Consider the following 14,729-nt stretch of genomic DNA (forward strand, 5'->3'; position numbering starts at 1 on the left):
AGCTTTGTTGACCTTTTTTAAACTGGTGGTCGTCCAGCGAAATTGTTTGGTTGTCTGTTCCGTAGAACAGATCCCCTTACACATTTGGTGTGTTTATCTTTGTTCAGTTTTCAATGAGCTTTCGTTGTCGTTTTGTTGAACAACAACTTTTATAGTATATCACGTTCGTGAAGTGGATGTCAACACTTTTTTAAAAGTATTTTCTCAACTTCATTTCGAAGTGATGTCGTTTATTTTAACAACTTTTATAGAATATCACGGTTGTGACTCGAAGTCAACAACTTATTTGAAGATTTTAAATATTTTTTAAATTCATTTAACACTTCGTTGTGATGTTGTCGCTGTTTGACGACTTACATATCTTATCATGCGGGCTATATTGTGTCAACAATATTTTTCGCTTTTTTATCAGCGCTGCCTCGTTTAAAGGTTGTCGCAAATGACAACTTTTAAATAGTAACATGTTTGACTTGTATGTGTCAATCACTTTTTTTCACTTTTATTATTTCTTTCAAGGTGAGGTGATCTCAAATGACAACTTTTATATCTTATCATGCTTTGCACATTCTGTAAAGCATTTTTTGAAACAAATTTATAACTTGCTTCAAAAGTTGTAAGCGCTACACATGTTGTAGTAGCAACTTATGTTATAGTATCATCGCCGAATCATTTCGTCAATACTTTTTTCGTTTTTTTGTAAACTTTATGTAAACTTACTAAGTTATCGCCAGACATTGTTACAACGTCCTGTGACGACAAGAAATAATATACCACTAACTTGTGGTAGGAGTCAATATATTTTTGTAATTTCTTTTATTTTATTATTTAGTTTTGCTTTATTATTGTTTCGCTTTATGTTTTTTCCATTATATAGAGGTATTTTAATTATTACACAATCCGTTTCCTTCTATAATAATGTCACTTAAAACACAAAAAGGATTGAAGACAACTTAAAGTAGCCTTCAATCCTATTTGTTTCTATATATTTGTTCTAAGCTTATAGTCGTTCGTTTAACTCTTTAGCTAGATCTTCGAATCCTGGTTTACCTAATAAAGCAAACATATTACGTTTGTAGTCTTCTACTCCTGGTTGATCAAATGGATTAACGCCATTTAAGTATCCTGAGATTCCTACTGCTTTTTCAAAGAAGTAGATTAAGTGTCCTAAAGATTTTTCATCCATAGCTGGAATTGTTACTAATAGGTTCGGTACATTACCGTCCGTATGAGCTAATAAAGTTCCTTCAAACGCCTTAGTGTTAACAAAGTCAATTGTTTTTCCTTCTAAGTAACCTAAACCATCTAGATCTTCCTCAGCTTTTGGAATATCGATATCATGTCTTGGTGTTTCAACTTTTAATACCGTTTCAAAGATATTTCTTTGTCCATCTTGGATTGTTTGTCCAATAGAGTGTAAATCTGTTGAGAAGTTTGCACTTGCTGGGTAAATGCCTTTTTGGTCTTTACCTTCAGATTCACCAAATAATTGTTTCCACCATTCAGAGAAGTATTGCATACCTGGTTCATAGTTAGCCAGAATTTCAATATCTTTTCCTTTTTTATAGAAGAAGTTACGAATTGCTGCGTATTGGTAAGCACTGTTCTCCATAACATCTGGATTACTGTACTCTTCCATTGCTTCGCGTGCACCTTCCATCAAAGCATCAATATCTCCACCTGCGACTGCAATCGGTAATAGACCTACAGCAGTTAATACAGTAAAGCGTCCTCCAATACCGTCAGGAATAACAAATGTTTCATATCCTTCAGCATTTGCTTCTGATTTTAGAGCGCCTCTCTCTTTATCTGTTGTTGCATAAATGCGTTTAACTGCTTCTTCGTGACCGTATTTCTTATCTAATAATTCTTTAAATACACGGAATGCGATTGAAGGTTCAGTTGTAGTACCTGATTTAGAAATAATATTAACCGAGAAGTCACGGTCTCCTACTAAATCAACTAGATCATGTAAATAAGTCGAACTAATACTATTACCAGCAAAGATAACTTGAGGTGTTCCTTTTTGCCCTGCTTTAATATTGTAGAATGAATCATTTAGAAATTCGATTGCTGCTTTCGCTCCTAAGTATGATCCACCAATACCAATTACAATAAGAATATCTGAATCTGCTTTAATTTTTTCTGAAGCTGCTTTGATGCGTGCATACTCATCTTTGTCGTATGTTTCTGGCCAATCGATCCAGTCCAAGTAGTCATTTCCTGTACCCGTTTTATCATGAAGTTGATTATGTGCCAATTCAATATATGGTTTAATCTGAGTTAATTCATGTTCTTTAAAGAATGATAAAGCTTTTGTATAATCAAATTTTAAATTTGTCATTAATATCTCTCCTCATTTTTTCCTAGAATATTAGTTTGATCCTCTTCGATTTGTCTTAAACCATCTTCAATAATTTTAGGCATATTTTGTCCTAATGTCTTGAAACCAATCTTCGGTAAATATCTTTTAGGATACTTTTTTGATTTTGATGGAAACGGTGGTGTATTTAAATGTTGTAACGCTCTAAAAGACAAACTAATTTTCCGAGTATATTCATCAATATCGATAATCTTGACTTTAACTTTGTCGCCAATATTAATAAAATCATCTAATTCAGATACATAACCGTGTTTGCATTCTGAAATATGCACTAAACCTTGTTCTGTATCTGATAATTTTACAAAGACGCCGTAATTCTGAATACCGGTTACTTCTCCTTGGATTACATCCCCAATTCTAAATTCTTTTGTCAATGTATATCCACCCTTTACTTTATAGTAGGCTACTCATTAACAGTAACGCTCGTAATAACAATATCTTCTACGGGCTTGTCTTGGGCACCAGTTTCTTGAGCTTGAATATCTAAGACTACGTCCATACCATTTACTACGTGACCAAACACTGTATGACGGTGGTCTAACCAAGGTGTCCCACCTTTTGCTTCATAAGCTTCAATAATTTCTTCTGGGAATCCAGCTTCTTTTAATTGTCCTAGCATTTGTGCAGGTACATTCGGAGCTGTAACAATGAAAAATTGACTTCCATTTGTGTTAGGTCCAGCATTAGCCATTGATAATGCGCCATATAAGTTAAATACTTCTGCTGAGAATTCATCTTCGAAAGCATCACCATAGATACTCTCTCCACCCATACCTGTTCCTGTTGGGTCTCCACCTTGAATCATGAAGTCTTTAATAATACGGTGGAAGATAATTTCGTCGTAATACCCTTTTTTAGATAATTCTTTAAAGTTTTCTACTGTCTTTGGAGCTACCTCCGGGAATAGAGCTAAATCAATATCACCCTTGTTCGTATGTAATGTAATATCAACATTCAGTTCTTCTGTGTTTAATTGTGGAAATTTTGTCAAAATAATTCACTCCTCCTTATATTTTCTATATACATTATATACTAATTCACTTTGTTATGTTTAACAAATGTTTTAATAGTTATATCAAATAATTTTTGATATTATTGAAGGAGAGTTATAAACGATTATTTTTCAAAAGATACTTAGGCATCTAGTTTAATTTATATTAAAAAAATAAGAAGGTTGGTTTATTTATGAATTTCCCTTTAATTGCGTCATTGGTTTCAATATTATTTGCACAGCTGATTAAATATCCTATAGCTTATTTAACCAATCGAAAAAGTGCAAAATTAAATTTAATCACTTCTACAGGTGGTATGCCCAGTTCTCACTCGGCTGCAGTTAGTAGTTTAACGACGGCTTTGATTTTAGAATATGGTTTTAATTCACCATATGTAGCCATATCGACTGTATTTGCAGTCATTATTATGTTCGATTCGATGGGTGTCCGTCGACAAAGTGGTGAACAAGGTATTGTCTTAGATATATTAGCCCGTAAACATTTAGCTGAGATCGATTATATATCTGATGACATAAGCTATGATGAAGTTGAGGATAATCCTTTGATTTTAAGTTACGATATTGATGATTATGAAAGAATGATTATTAACCGTTATCTTGGCCATAAACCGAGTGAAGTCATTGTTGGTACTTTAACTGGTGGTTTTGTTGCCATTTTTCTACGTTTAGTTTTATTATAATATTATAGAAAGTGTGATACTTTGAGTTTTGAAGAGTCCTTGTTTGATATAACAATTGTTGGCGGAGGGCCCGTCGGTTTATTTACTGCGTTTTACGCAGGTTTACGAAATGCGAAAACGAAGATTATTGAAAGTCTAGAGTCCTTAGGTGGACAACCTGCCCATCTTTATGCTGAGAAGAATATTTATGACATTCCTGGTTACCCTGCAATTAAAGGCGATGAATTAGAAAGAAACCTTATTCAACAAATTTCTCGCTTTGATATTTCAATTCAATTGGGAGAAGAAGTTTTAAATGTAAATAAAAAGATGACTGAGGATGGCGTTGAATATTTTGAAATTATTACCAGTGAACAGATTCATTATTCACGTACCATTATTTTAGCGATCGGTAATGGCGCCTTTTCTCCTAGAAAATTAAAATTACCAGAAATAGAGAAATACGAAGAAAGTAATCTACATTACTATGTTAATAACATTGAACAATTTACTGGAAGAACGGTAGCAATCTGTGGTGGTGGTGATTCTGCGGTTGATTGGGCATTAGCCTTAGAACCGTTAGCGAATAAAGTGTATTTAATCCATCGTCGCGATAAATTCCGAGCTGTTGAAAGTAGTGTGAAACAATTAGAAAATTCCACAGTCGAGTTATTAACTCCTTATATTCCAGAATCCGTCCAAGGTGACGATAGTCGTATTCAATCGATTAATTTGAAGAAAGCTAAATCAGATGAGATAATTACTTTGGATGTGGATAACTTTATTGTCAGTTATGGTTTTACATCAAGTATTGGCGAAATTAGGAATTGGGGATTCAACCTCAATCGAAATACAATTGAAGTCAATGCTCAATACAAAACGAACATACCTGGCATCTATGCTGTTGGTGATATTGCCAACTATGAAGGCAAAGTAAAAATTATTGCGACAGGTTTTGGTGAAGCTCCTCAAGCAGTGAATGATGCCCTATTAAAAATTGATCCAACAAACGTTAACCCACCAATTCACAGCTCAGATTTATTCTAAGGAGAGATACTATGACAAAAAATGAACAATTTATAAAACAAAGTCGTCTAGAAGATCAAGCTCACTACTTATTAAAAGAACGTGGCGTTAGATTAGAATCAATTGCTGAAATTGTCTATGATTTACAAAAAGATTATATTGATGATTTAACACTCGACCATTGTTTAGAAAATGTTATTGCGGTGATGAAGAAACGTGAAGTTCAAAATGCAGTCATTACAGGAATTGAAATCGACATCGCAGCGGAGAGACAACAGTTCTCACCTGTCTTAAATGACTTACTCATGCGAGATGAAGGGTTATATGGGATTGATGAAGTGTTAGTCTTATCTATCGTTAACGTATATGGCTCGATTGGTTTAACTAACTTTGGTTATGTCGATAAATTAAAACCTGGTATTATCGGTGAGTTAAATGACAGTAAAGATGAACATTGTAATACATTCATTGATGATATTGTTGGCGCTCTTGCTGCAGCTGCTGCAAGTCGAATCGCCCACTCTCAACCTCAAACAGATGAGGTAAACGTTAATACTACACCTGAAGAATCTTATGAAGATTCTCATGAAAATTAAGAAAAAGTGATGCGCCCGAGGGCACATCACTTTTTTTATTTATTCCAATATACAATTTTTCGAATACCTAAGATAATTGATTCATAAACTAATAAAGCAAGAATAAATAATATCATGAAAAATTCCTGAGGTAATACAGTTATAACCGGATCTTCCAAGGGATTGAACAGCCATAAATCATTATTAAATAACAATTGATGAAAAAGTATAAATACTTGATCAAATGCTACGACAATGAAAAATAATAAAATCAATGGAAAGGCTAATTTAAACGTAAAATGTGGTGCCATAACTAATTGCCAATTCCGTTTCTTAATGTATGAAATGGCCCAGATCGTTAATAAGAATAAAATTGTTAAGATGACAAAATTAATAAAGAATAATACCTTCACTTCTTCAAAGTGCTGTGCCCCACCTTCTGACATACTAAAGTAAGGCATATTTAAATCATGGACTGTTGGATTCACTAAGTAACTTAACATAGTATCATAATTTTCAAGCAATTGTGCTTGGGTTAAACCTGAGATATCTGTTAAATTAAACCAACCAATACATAATCTGTATAAAAATGGTGATATAAAGATGACAGCTGTAATTGATGAGCAGATAGCAAATAAAAGGATGACAAGACTGCTTACTATTCGTTTTAGTATATCCATTATGCATGCTTCCATTCTGAAAGTGATTCAATGATATAAGTTGGTTGCTTTTGAATCATTTCTAAGTCTTCTCTTACAGTGACGCCTGTTAAAACTAACAACGTATCCATATCCATATTCATTCCAGCCATAATATCTGTATCGTAGTTATCTCCAATCATTAAAACCTTGCTTTTATCAATTCCAAGTTGCTTAAGTGCCCCTTCCATAATTGGATTATTAGGCTTACCGATAATAATCGGTTCTTTTCTCGTCGCAAATTGTATAAAGGCAGTAATAGCACCCGAACTTGGATTCATTCCAGTTTCAGTTGGTATTAATCGGTCCGTATTTGTCACCACGTATTCAGCTCCAGCAAGAATTGCTTGAACAGCGACAGTTAACTGGTCGTAAGTAACATCACGTTTTAAGCCTTGAACAACGATATCAATCGGCTTATTCGTATCAACTGTAAAATTTCTCTCAAGCATTTGCTCTTTTAAAGCTGCTTCGCCTAACACATAAACATTTGCTCCTGGATGATGTAATTCAATATAATCCCCTAAAGCAATAATTGAAGTATAAACATGAGAAGAATCAATTGGAATATCGTAGTAAGAATTTAAATTATGAACGATTTCCTCAACCGTCTTTGTTGCATTATTTGTCACTAATTTAAAAGGGAACCCCTCATTAAGTAAATGACGAATAAATACCTCAGCTTCTGGAATTCGTTCTTTCCCACGATAGGTCGTCCCATCTAAATCGACTAAATAACCTTCATACTTTGTCATTTCTTGTTTGTCACCTTCTTAATTACGAATTTTTTATCATTAGCCACTTTTTCACTGACTTTCTCAGTGACTTTTTTTGGTTTGTTTACTTCACCTTTAGTTTGATTCTTTTTAAAGGTTTTTTTACGACGGGTATTTTTAGGATTAAAGCTAGTATCTTCGGCTTTTTCTTTGTCCGTCGTTGTAGTTACATGAGGTGTTTTAGGTCTTTGCTTTTTCGGTTTTCTTGAAACTTTCTTATGTTTGGTTTCACGTTTCTCTAATTGATTGTACTTCTCTACAGCTTCCACCTTACCTAAGACAAAGTAAGCCGCACCAAAATTACAATACTCTTTAATATAGTCATCTAAGAAATCAATTTGTTGATCGCGTGGCACTTTGCGTCTTCCTAACTGATAAAATCCTCTTAGACGTAACTGGTCATGCCCCCAGTCTCCAACGATAAAATCAAACTTTTCAAAGAATGGTTGATAACGATTCGTAAAGGCTTCTTGTTCAAACCCTTCTCGGTAATTCTCTAACAAGCGGTATTCTTGTGTGCTAATTTGAATTGTTTCTTCATCGATAACATAAATTTGTTTATCTTCGACTTCTTCACCTTGAATAATGTCATCTAATATAGATTCAAGTTGATTTGTCATGGTTTTTTTATTACTCAAATCACTTGCCTCCTTCTATTGGGTATGTTTTTTCTAAATAATTTCGAACGGTATGTCTTAAAAAATCTGGGAAAATTAACTTTGAATCCCCATAATCACTTATCGTTGGGAAAAATGGTAAGAACCAAATATGATCCACCGTCACAAACTGATAATGTCTGTCATCAATGATTGCTTCTCCATTCACTTCCCACTGAAGCTTCAGCTCATCATAAGCAATGCCTTTAAAAATAAGTTCTCCAAATATCTTACCACGGAAACCAAGCCCATTGATTAATTTGTATCTTAAATCATCCGCTTGTTGGCTCATCTCAGCTAACATTTCCTTTAAATGCACCCCACTCATTTCCACTATGGCTAAATGCATTGGATGAGGTAGTGCTTCATGTAGGTGATGTTCCGTAATGAGTCCCCTAGGTAAATCACTTAGAAATAAACCGGAACTTAATACAGCATTCTCTACCCCGGTTGCTTCAGTAATCGCATTGAGTGCCATTTGAATAAAGGAATTGGCTCCCGTTGTTTGAAGTGCTTGAAAAGTTTCAGGGATGTCAGCAACCCAACGTTCTTCAAGTTGTTTTGTTCCTTCTTGCTTATAATAGTCCGATTCTTTGGGTAGATTATATCTTTGACTCAATTGATGAATGGAGAGAACTTCTGCAGACATCTGCCAAGTATCTGTTGCTTGGTCAAAATACAAGTCGATTGAGCCGACAAAATTTCCGTATTTTCCAGCTGCGCAAAGAAAGCTTTGATTCTCCCACTCACCTTCAATAAGAACATGATGGGTATGTGCTCCAATGATTAATTGGATTTCTGGAAAAAGATTCGCAATATAGCGATCAGTTTCTAGACCTAGATGTGATAGCAAAATAATTAAATCCGTGTCTTCTTGATCTATAAGTTGAAGGGTATCTTGTAAGCTATCAATTGGATTCTCAATGGTATATCCGTTTAAGTGATAGGTTTCATATGGCGCTGTTAACCCAATAAAAGCGACTTTCATATCGTCAATCTCTTTGTATACGATATTTTCAGCGTACGAAGGAACTTCTTTCGTATCTTTATCAAATAAATTCGCTATCGTTACGGAATAATCTGCTCGATCATACAAGTCGCTTAAGCGTTCTTTGGAAAAGTTTAAACCTTCGTTATTCCCAAGTGTAACGACATCATAATTAGCTTCATTGAACAAATCAACGATGACCTTCCCATATGTTGCTTCAACCAATGGGTGTACGGAGTCCATAGCATCACCCACATCAATGGTAAGAAGTGCCTCACCTTTAACTGATGCCAAGGACTGGTTCTCTTCTATAAACTTCGATATTAAGGGCCAATGATCTAAATGTCCGTGTAAGTCATTGGTATGTAGTATTTTTAGACGCAATGTGTACACCTCTTTCATTATACATTCCTTATAGATTATAATACAAAAAAAGACCGAACTTCAATCCCTAGGGAATGGAAGTTCGGAAATATCCTAAACTAAGCTAAGACGGGCGTCAAAGTTCCTAAGAAAATAAAGGCTACAACTAAAACAAGAGCCAATATTAAAACATAAACTAACCATTTTTCCGGTAGTTTTGGAATAGGATACTTAACTACAAAACTTGCACCAATAATAATATAAGCAACAGCTAGTACATATTGGAATATATTCATTGGTATCACATAACCTAACAGTGAAATAATCGGAATGAAAATCGCACTTGCTTCTAAAGGTAGACCTTGTGTCTTCCCATCGAATTGTTCTCCTTGAAATTCAATCGCTTGATTAAAATGCGCAAGTCGAATAATAACAGCTAAAATATATAATGCTGCGACAATAACCGATAATACCGATCCTAAAGATAAAGATATTAATAATGACGCTGGTAGCAATGCATAAACAACGGATTTACTTAAGACATCAAATTCCAAATCAAAGGAAATTTGAGCATCTTCTCGCTCAAACATCGCTGTGAAACGGTAACTAAAGATATAACCGACCGAAGCGATAATTAAGGAGATAATTGTATATTGAGATTCTCCAATCATTGAAAACCCAACACCGACCGCACCAAAGAACAAACTAAACAGTGTTAGTGCATTGCATTGATTAATTTTACCTAAGAACATTTGACACACCCTTTCATACTATATGTAATCGTTATTATTATTGTACCTATTTATCGCCTCTTTTACAATTGATACATAATTTTTCGTCAATAATGCTTGTCTTCATCGCTTAGAATTGAAATGACAAGATAGTTACTATATACTTATTATAATGCATACATGAGGTGATTAATGTGAAAAAATGGAAAATAGTTGTCGACTCAGGGTCGTCAATTCGTGAAATAGAAACAACAAATCAAAACGTCGCTTTGGAAGTCGTTCCATTAATGATAAATATCGGTAATGAGGTATTTGTAGATAGTGCAGACCTAGATATTGCGAACTTCTTGTCAGAACTAAAAGATACAAAACAAAAAACATCAAGTGCGTGTCCTTCTCCAGAAGTTTATGCAAATCGATTCGAAGGTGCTGAGAACGTTATCTGCTTTACGATCTCTTCTCAACTTTCAGGTAGTTACAATAGTGCTTCTTTAGGAAAAGACATTGCATTAGAGAGAAATCCTGACGCAAACATTCATATCTTTGACAGTCGCTCAGCTGGTTCAGAAATGGACTTATTGGCTAAAAAAGCTTTTGAATTAGCGGAAACTGATGCTGAATTTGATGACGTTGTAAAAGAATTGAATGCTTACCATGAAAATCTAGATATAGCATTCCTGCTAGAATCTGTAGATAACTTAGTTAATAATGGACGTGTGTCTAAGATTTTAGGTCAAATGATTGGGTTATTAGGTATTCGCTTAATTGGTAATCGTACTCCGGAAGGAACGATTCAATTGGCTCATAAATCAAAAGGTCAAAAGAGAGCTTTAAAGACTTTGATTAACGAATTAAAATCTAAAGGTTATAATGGAGGAGAAATTGAAGTATCTCACGTTCTTAACCCAGATATTGCCAAAGCGTTTGAAGAAGAAATTCTAAAAGAATATCCAAACGCTAAAATTACTACACGAGTAACGAGTGCATTATGTAGCTATTATGCAGAGCATAATGGTATGATCGTTGGTTTCGAAACAAATTAATACTTTAAAAAAACAGCGACAATTAATAATTGTTACTGTTTTTTACTTTAATTATATTGCTTTAAAAAATAACTGATTAAACTGAAGTATGGTTTAGTAATCTCGTCATGTTCTTGGTAAATACAATGCCCAGCATCGTCTATCGCTATAAGTTCAACTTGAGGTAAGTAGGTAGCAGCTGTAAAAATTCCATCCCCTCGGACGACTTTGTCTTCGACTGAACGAAATACTAATAACGGGGTTTCAACATTTTTCAAGGCTGACTCATCCACTATCTTATTCACTTGCTCTAATGATGTCGCCAACCAATTGTATGTTCCTCCAGAAGTTGGATGAGCAACTGATTCCAATCGCAAATTAAATGCATATTTCTCTCTTTGCTGACTATGTGTTAAATCTGGATTCGGAGTATATTCAGACGCATTCGTTGATGCTTCTATGAATTCGTTACTTCCTTGAGCTGGAATCGGCTTATGACCCAAGTTCAGTAAACCGGCACCACTCGCTACTGCATGAGCTAAAGATCTAGGATATGGATATGTATCGACACTAAACATTGGTGAGGATAATACCGCAGCTTTAATAAGTTTTGGATATTTCTTGATCAACCCTGTACTAACTGCCCCACCCATTGAATGAGCAAATAAATAAAAGTGCTCGTTCAATTCATAGGTCTTTTTAATACTTTCAATCACTTCTTTTAAATCTTCAATATAGTAATCAAAATGTTGAATATCAATTAAAGAATTACGAGTTTCTACTCTTGAAGAGCCATGCCCCCTCGCATCATAAATAAGCACATTATAATCGAGCTGCAATAAATAATACACGACTTCATAATACTTCTCTTTATACTCATTAAAACCATGAACAATAAAAACTGTCGGACGACTGCTATTTTTTAAATAAAATAAATATGATAAAGCAACATCTCCCACCGGTATTTCACCGGCATGTTCAAATTGCTCAATATATGGACGAGCGATAATGTTCATCTCTCGTTCATAATGTTCTTCGTCAATCCAAGCTAAGTTTTGTTGTAATGGCATATCTAATTCTGTTAAATTAACTTCTGCTTGGTAACTTTGTTTGCGCGTATGTTTTAGTCGATAAGCAAAATCATAAGCAAGTAAACCTAAAGTTCCTTTAAAAAGACCTTTCAATAAAGTAGATGTAAAACTCTTCTTCAATTAAATTCCTCCTTCAGTATCTAAAACTAATGAAACAACTAGTCTTACATATGGTACTTCATCGACACTATAATCTGTCGGTGATGCGTAAATCGAAACATATTGGCTTTGATAAATATCGTAATTAGATAATGACACTGCATCAGCATACACATCGAATAAATAATCGGCTAATATCTTTTCATTCTCCCAAGTTGTCAGATGAACATCCCCTGCGGATATATAGAGTTCGTATAAATTCTCGCCAAAGCGGTACTCTGCATCCGAAACATTTGGAAAATGTGCTCTAAAATCAGCCCCATCAGCTGTTATTGAGCTTAAATAATGATACTCTCCCATCTCTTCCACTCGTCTTAAGACGCCTTCTTCAAGATGTTCCCCAAATTGAATTTTCTCCCAACCTTTTGTAACCCTCATGTGATTCATTTGTCTTAAAAATGCATCATTCAATGCACGATTATCTAACGCTGCATTAAATTGATCGGCAGATTGTTTAGCAATCGCATAATTATCATCTAGTAGGATCTCTTCATGGATTTGATAAGGAACTTGATTTCCTGGTTGGGCGTATTCTGAAATATATTCAGAAATACCTTCGTCATTTTCAACGTTGTTTGGTAATTTCATTACCTCTCTCACAATGAGATTAAATGATTCGTTTGCACTTAACGATTCATCATTCAAAGTCGCTTGTATAAAATTGTGGTTATGATAATAACCTAATAATACAAAAAATATAATAAAACTCAATTTAAAGTAAAAACTCTTTGGAAATTTATTTGTCATGATTCTCTCCTATCATTCAACTAACACCTATAATATCAGAAACGTAAGTAAAACAAAAAAGATTTAAACTAGATTAACATCTAATTTAAATCTTTTAGTCCTACTTATAAAGGTTCCGTACTATTCTCTTGGTGCTGAATCAAATACGGGTCAACGATATGATAGCCCAACTCACTGTAACCATCAATCATTGTTGGTAAAGCTTCTAACGTCCACGAACGGTCATGCATTAAAATGTTTGCCCCCGGACGGGTATACATATTATCTAAGGATACGGCTGCTAATTCTGGACCAGATAAATACTCATCCATCCAATCATAACCAAATGACCATGTCATTAATTGTAAACCTAACTCATTACAAATTAAGATAGTATCCATATTAAACAAACCGAAAGGTGGTCTAAACCAACGAACAGGTGCGCCAGTAATCTCTTCAACCATTTGATTTGTTGCAACAATCTCATTGTATTGTTCTTCATATGTTAATTCGCGTAAATTAGGGTGAGTATGTGTATGGTTTCCAATTTCAAAACCCATATCATGCACTTGTTTGGTAATCTCTCTGCCCCACTCCGACTCTAAATACATACCGTTAACTAGGAAAATGGCGTTAACATCTTTTTCTTTCATTACTTGAGCCATCTCAATAGCATAGCTATCTGGTTCTTGAGGCGCATCATCAAAAGTAAATAATAAAACATCTTCAGATGAATTTTCATCTAATGGGAAGATTTCTGACGAAATATCTGGATCTGCATGAATATAGTAGGCATATCCTTCTTCATCAGGTTGAGCATAGTTCCCATAATCTGTCCAAGCTGCACGGACATTATCAGATTTAACGATATTATAATCTGTTGGCACCGCTTCTTCTGTAATCTCAATTTGTGGAATATCTTCGGGAATCTCTTCAGCCTGTACCCAAGAATGTGTTGGCATATTACCAAGCAATACTGTACCTAATAGTACCTTTAAAAAGACCTTCTGCATCGACTTACTTCCTCCTGTTAGTTGTATAATTATTTTATAAACGCAATATCAACGATATTTATGTCATATAATCCCATTTTACAATAACTTTTATAAGTTTAAAAGCAGATATTATAAACAATCTAGGTAATTTTAATACACAGAGAATGATAAACTCTCTGTTGGCAAGGCTTCTGATTGCAATGGCTCTGCAGCTAGTTTTTTACCAAACCATTTAACAGCATGCCATTGGCCGAATTTGTAGCCTGCCTGAGGGAACGTACTAAGCAATTGGAAGCCGTTCTTTTCATGGAAGCGAATGCTTCGTTCATTCGTTGCTACAATATTCGCAATGATTTGAGTCATACCTAGAGCAGTTAATGTTCTTTCTAAAGCTGTGAATAGTGATTGACCGACACCGCGAATCGGGGCATCTTCAGCTACATAAATACTTAACGCACACGTATTAACTAGATTCAGCATAAATGAAATTTCACTCACATAAACAAAACCAACGACGGCTCCTTCGTATTCTGCTACTAAAAAAGGTAGATGACTTTGAGCTTCGATAATCAATTGTTCATAATACGAAAGGGTCCCTACTGTTTCCTCTAAGTTAAAGACTGTATTTAATATATAGGGTGTGTAAATTTGTTGTATTTGCTTCGCATCGTCGACCTGTGCGGGACGAATTGTTAATTGTTGTGACTGAAATTTCATATAAACCTCCTTGTATACTTTTTCAAAACGCCGATTGTAAAATTAAGCTAGACAACTAAAACAGCCATTTGTGGTACACTCAACTTGTAATTCCGACCAAAGAATACAAAGGAGTGACCACAAATGACCTACACCCATCTTACCACGGATGAACT

General features: G+C 34.6%; 16 protein-coding genes. 4 read left to right on the forward strand and 12 right to left on the reverse strand.

Features of this window, described 5'->3' with window-relative positions; translation table 11 throughout:
* Positions 1–997: 997 nt before the first annotated feature.
* Genes FEZ33_RS10570 through FEZ33_RS10580 form a run of 3 tightly spaced genes read right to left on the reverse strand, consistent with a single transcriptional unit; the run spans position 998 to position 3,371 of the window.
* Complete coding sequence (locus FEZ33_RS10570) at positions 998–2,341, reverse strand: glucose-6-phosphate isomerase (RefSeq protein ID WP_138405352.1); 1,344 nt, start codon at positions 2,339–2,341, stop codon at positions 998–1,000.
* Positions 2,341–2,754: a CvfD/Ygs/GSP13 family RNA-binding post-transcriptional regulator gene (locus tag FEZ33_RS10575; RefSeq protein WP_138405353.1), complete on the reverse strand. Its 414-nt coding sequence runs from the start codon at positions 2,752–2,754 to the stop codon at positions 2,341–2,343. Before FEZ33_RS10575 ends, FEZ33_RS10570 begins: the two co-directional genes overlap by 1 nt.
* Before the next feature lie 29 nt (positions 2,755–2,783).
* A complete protein-coding gene (locus FEZ33_RS10580; RefSeq protein ID WP_138405354.1) occupies positions 2,784–3,371 on the reverse strand; it encodes a peptidylprolyl isomerase in 588 nt (195 codons plus the stop codon).
* A 194-nt stretch (positions 3,372–3,565) separates the two neighbouring features.
* Here FEZ33_RS10580 and FEZ33_RS10585 point away from each other — a divergent pair, with 194 nt between their 5' ends.
* The 3 genes from FEZ33_RS10585 to FEZ33_RS10595 are packed head-to-tail and all read left to right on the forward strand — an operon-like array spanning position 3,566 to position 5,673.
* On the forward strand, positions 3,566–4,072 hold the full coding sequence (locus FEZ33_RS10585) for a divergent PAP2 family protein (protein WP_138405355.1): 507 nt from the start codon (positions 3,566–3,568) through the stop codon (positions 4,070–4,072).
* Positions 4,073–4,093: 21 nt separating this feature from the next.
* Positions 4,094–5,098, forward strand: coding sequence for an NAD(P)/FAD-dependent oxidoreductase (locus FEZ33_RS10590; RefSeq protein ID WP_138405356.1), 1,005 nt, complete (start codon positions 4,094–4,096; stop codon positions 5,096–5,098).
* Positions 5,099–5,109: 11 nt separating this feature from the next.
* A complete protein-coding gene (locus FEZ33_RS10595) occupies positions 5,110–5,673 on the forward strand; it encodes a phosphatidylglycerophosphatase A family protein (RefSeq protein ID WP_138405357.1) in 564 nt (187 codons plus the stop codon).
* 35 nt (positions 5,674–5,708) lie between these two features.
* Here FEZ33_RS10595 and FEZ33_RS10600 read toward each other — a convergent pair whose 3' ends face one another.
* From FEZ33_RS10600 to FEZ33_RS10620, 5 genes are all read right to left on the reverse strand, one after another.
* Positions 5,709–6,332 carry a TIGR01906 family membrane protein gene (locus FEZ33_RS10600; protein ID WP_171031376.1) on the reverse strand — a complete coding sequence of 208 codons (624 nt, stop codon included), beginning with the start codon at positions 6,330–6,332 and terminating at the stop codon, positions 5,709–5,711.
* A complete protein-coding gene (locus FEZ33_RS10605; protein WP_138405359.1) occupies positions 6,332–7,105 on the reverse strand; it encodes a TIGR01457 family HAD-type hydrolase in 774 nt (257 codons plus the stop codon). The genes FEZ33_RS10600 and FEZ33_RS10605 overlap by 1 nt, the downstream gene beginning before the upstream one ends.
* Complete coding sequence (locus tag FEZ33_RS10610) at positions 7,102–7,764, reverse strand: YutD family protein (RefSeq protein WP_138405360.1); 663 nt, start codon at positions 7,762–7,764, stop codon at positions 7,102–7,104. Before FEZ33_RS10610 ends, FEZ33_RS10605 begins: the two co-directional genes overlap by 4 nt.
* Position 7,765: 1 nt before the next feature.
* Positions 7,766–9,154, reverse strand: coding sequence for a bifunctional metallophosphatase/5'-nucleotidase (locus FEZ33_RS10615; protein ID WP_171031377.1), 1,389 nt, complete (start codon positions 9,152–9,154; stop codon positions 7,766–7,768).
* Between the two features lie 98 nt (positions 9,155–9,252).
* Positions 9,253–9,885, reverse strand: a complete 633-nt coding sequence (locus FEZ33_RS10620) for a hypothetical protein (RefSeq protein WP_138405362.1) — start codon at positions 9,883–9,885, stop codon at positions 9,253–9,255.
* A gap of 173 nt (positions 9,886–10,058) precedes the next feature.
* Between FEZ33_RS10620 and FEZ33_RS10625 the strand changes: the two genes are divergently transcribed.
* Positions 10,059–10,907: a DegV family protein gene (locus FEZ33_RS10625; protein WP_138405363.1), complete on the forward strand. Its 849-nt coding sequence runs from the start codon at positions 10,059–10,061 to the stop codon at positions 10,905–10,907.
* 47 nt (positions 10,908–10,954) lie between these two features.
* Here the strand turns inward: FEZ33_RS10625 and FEZ33_RS10630 are convergent, their stop codons facing one another.
* The 4 genes from FEZ33_RS10630 to FEZ33_RS10645 all read right to left on the reverse strand — a co-directional run bounded on the left by FEZ33_RS10630 (position 10,955) and on the right by FEZ33_RS10645 (position 14,574).
* Positions 10,955–12,097, reverse strand: a complete 1,143-nt coding sequence (locus FEZ33_RS10630; protein WP_138405364.1) for an alpha/beta fold hydrolase — start codon at positions 12,095–12,097, stop codon at positions 10,955–10,957.
* Entirely contained in the window at positions 12,098–12,883 is a 786-nt protein-coding gene (locus tag FEZ33_RS10635; RefSeq protein WP_138405365.1) for a hypothetical protein, read from the reverse strand.
* Between the two features lie 104 nt (positions 12,884–12,987).
* Positions 12,988–13,875 carry a polysaccharide deacetylase family protein gene (locus FEZ33_RS10640; RefSeq protein WP_138405366.1) on the reverse strand — a complete coding sequence of 296 codons (888 nt, stop codon included), beginning with the start codon at positions 13,873–13,875 and terminating at the stop codon, positions 12,988–12,990.
* Positions 13,876–14,007: 132 nt separating this feature from the next.
* Positions 14,008–14,574, reverse strand: a complete 567-nt coding sequence (locus FEZ33_RS10645; protein WP_138405367.1) for a GNAT family N-acetyltransferase — start codon at positions 14,572–14,574, stop codon at positions 14,008–14,010.
* Positions 14,575–14,729 lie beyond the last annotated feature (155 nt).

The sequence above is a fragment of the Ruoffia tabacinasalis genome (assembly GCF_005864045.1).
Classification (GTDB): domain Bacteria; phylum Bacillota; class Bacilli; order Lactobacillales; family Aerococcaceae; genus Ruoffia; species Ruoffia tabacinasalis.

What these genes read in the sequence shown, in the direction of transcription:
- FEZ33_RS10570 (WP_138405352.1), bottom strand. Translation starts at nt 2,341, where the DNA reads ATGACAAATTTAAAATTTGATTATACAAAAGCTTTATCATTCTTTAAA.
- FEZ33_RS10585 (WP_138405355.1), top strand. Translation starts at nt 3,566, where the DNA reads ATGAATTTCCCTTTAATTGCGTCATTGGTTTCAATATTATTTGCACAG.
- FEZ33_RS10595 (WP_138405357.1), top strand. Translation starts at nt 5,110, where the DNA reads ATGACAAAAAATGAACAATTTATAAAACAAAGTCGTCTAGAAGATCAA.
- FEZ33_RS10600 (WP_171031376.1), bottom strand. Translation starts at nt 6,332, where the DNA reads ATGGATATACTAAAACGAATAGTAAGCAGTCTTGTCATCCTTTTATTT.
- FEZ33_RS10605 (WP_138405359.1), bottom strand. Translation starts at nt 7,105, where the DNA reads ATGACAAAGTATGAAGGTTATTTAGTCGATTTAGATGGGACGACCTAT.
- FEZ33_RS10620 (WP_138405362.1), bottom strand. Translation starts at nt 9,885, where the DNA reads ATGTTCTTAGGTAAAATTAATCAATGCAATGCACTAACACTGTTTAGT.
- FEZ33_RS10635 (WP_138405365.1), bottom strand. Translation starts at nt 12,883, where the DNA reads ATGACAAATAAATTTCCAAAGAGTTTTTACTTTAAATTGAGTTTTATT.
- FEZ33_RS10640 (WP_138405366.1), bottom strand. Translation starts at nt 13,875, where the DNA reads ATGCAGAAGGTCTTTTTAAAGGTACTATTAGGTACAGTATTGCTTGGT.
- FEZ33_RS10645 (WP_138405367.1), bottom strand. Translation starts at nt 14,574, where the DNA reads ATGAAATTTCAGTCACAACAATTAACAATTCGTCCCGCACAGGTCGAC.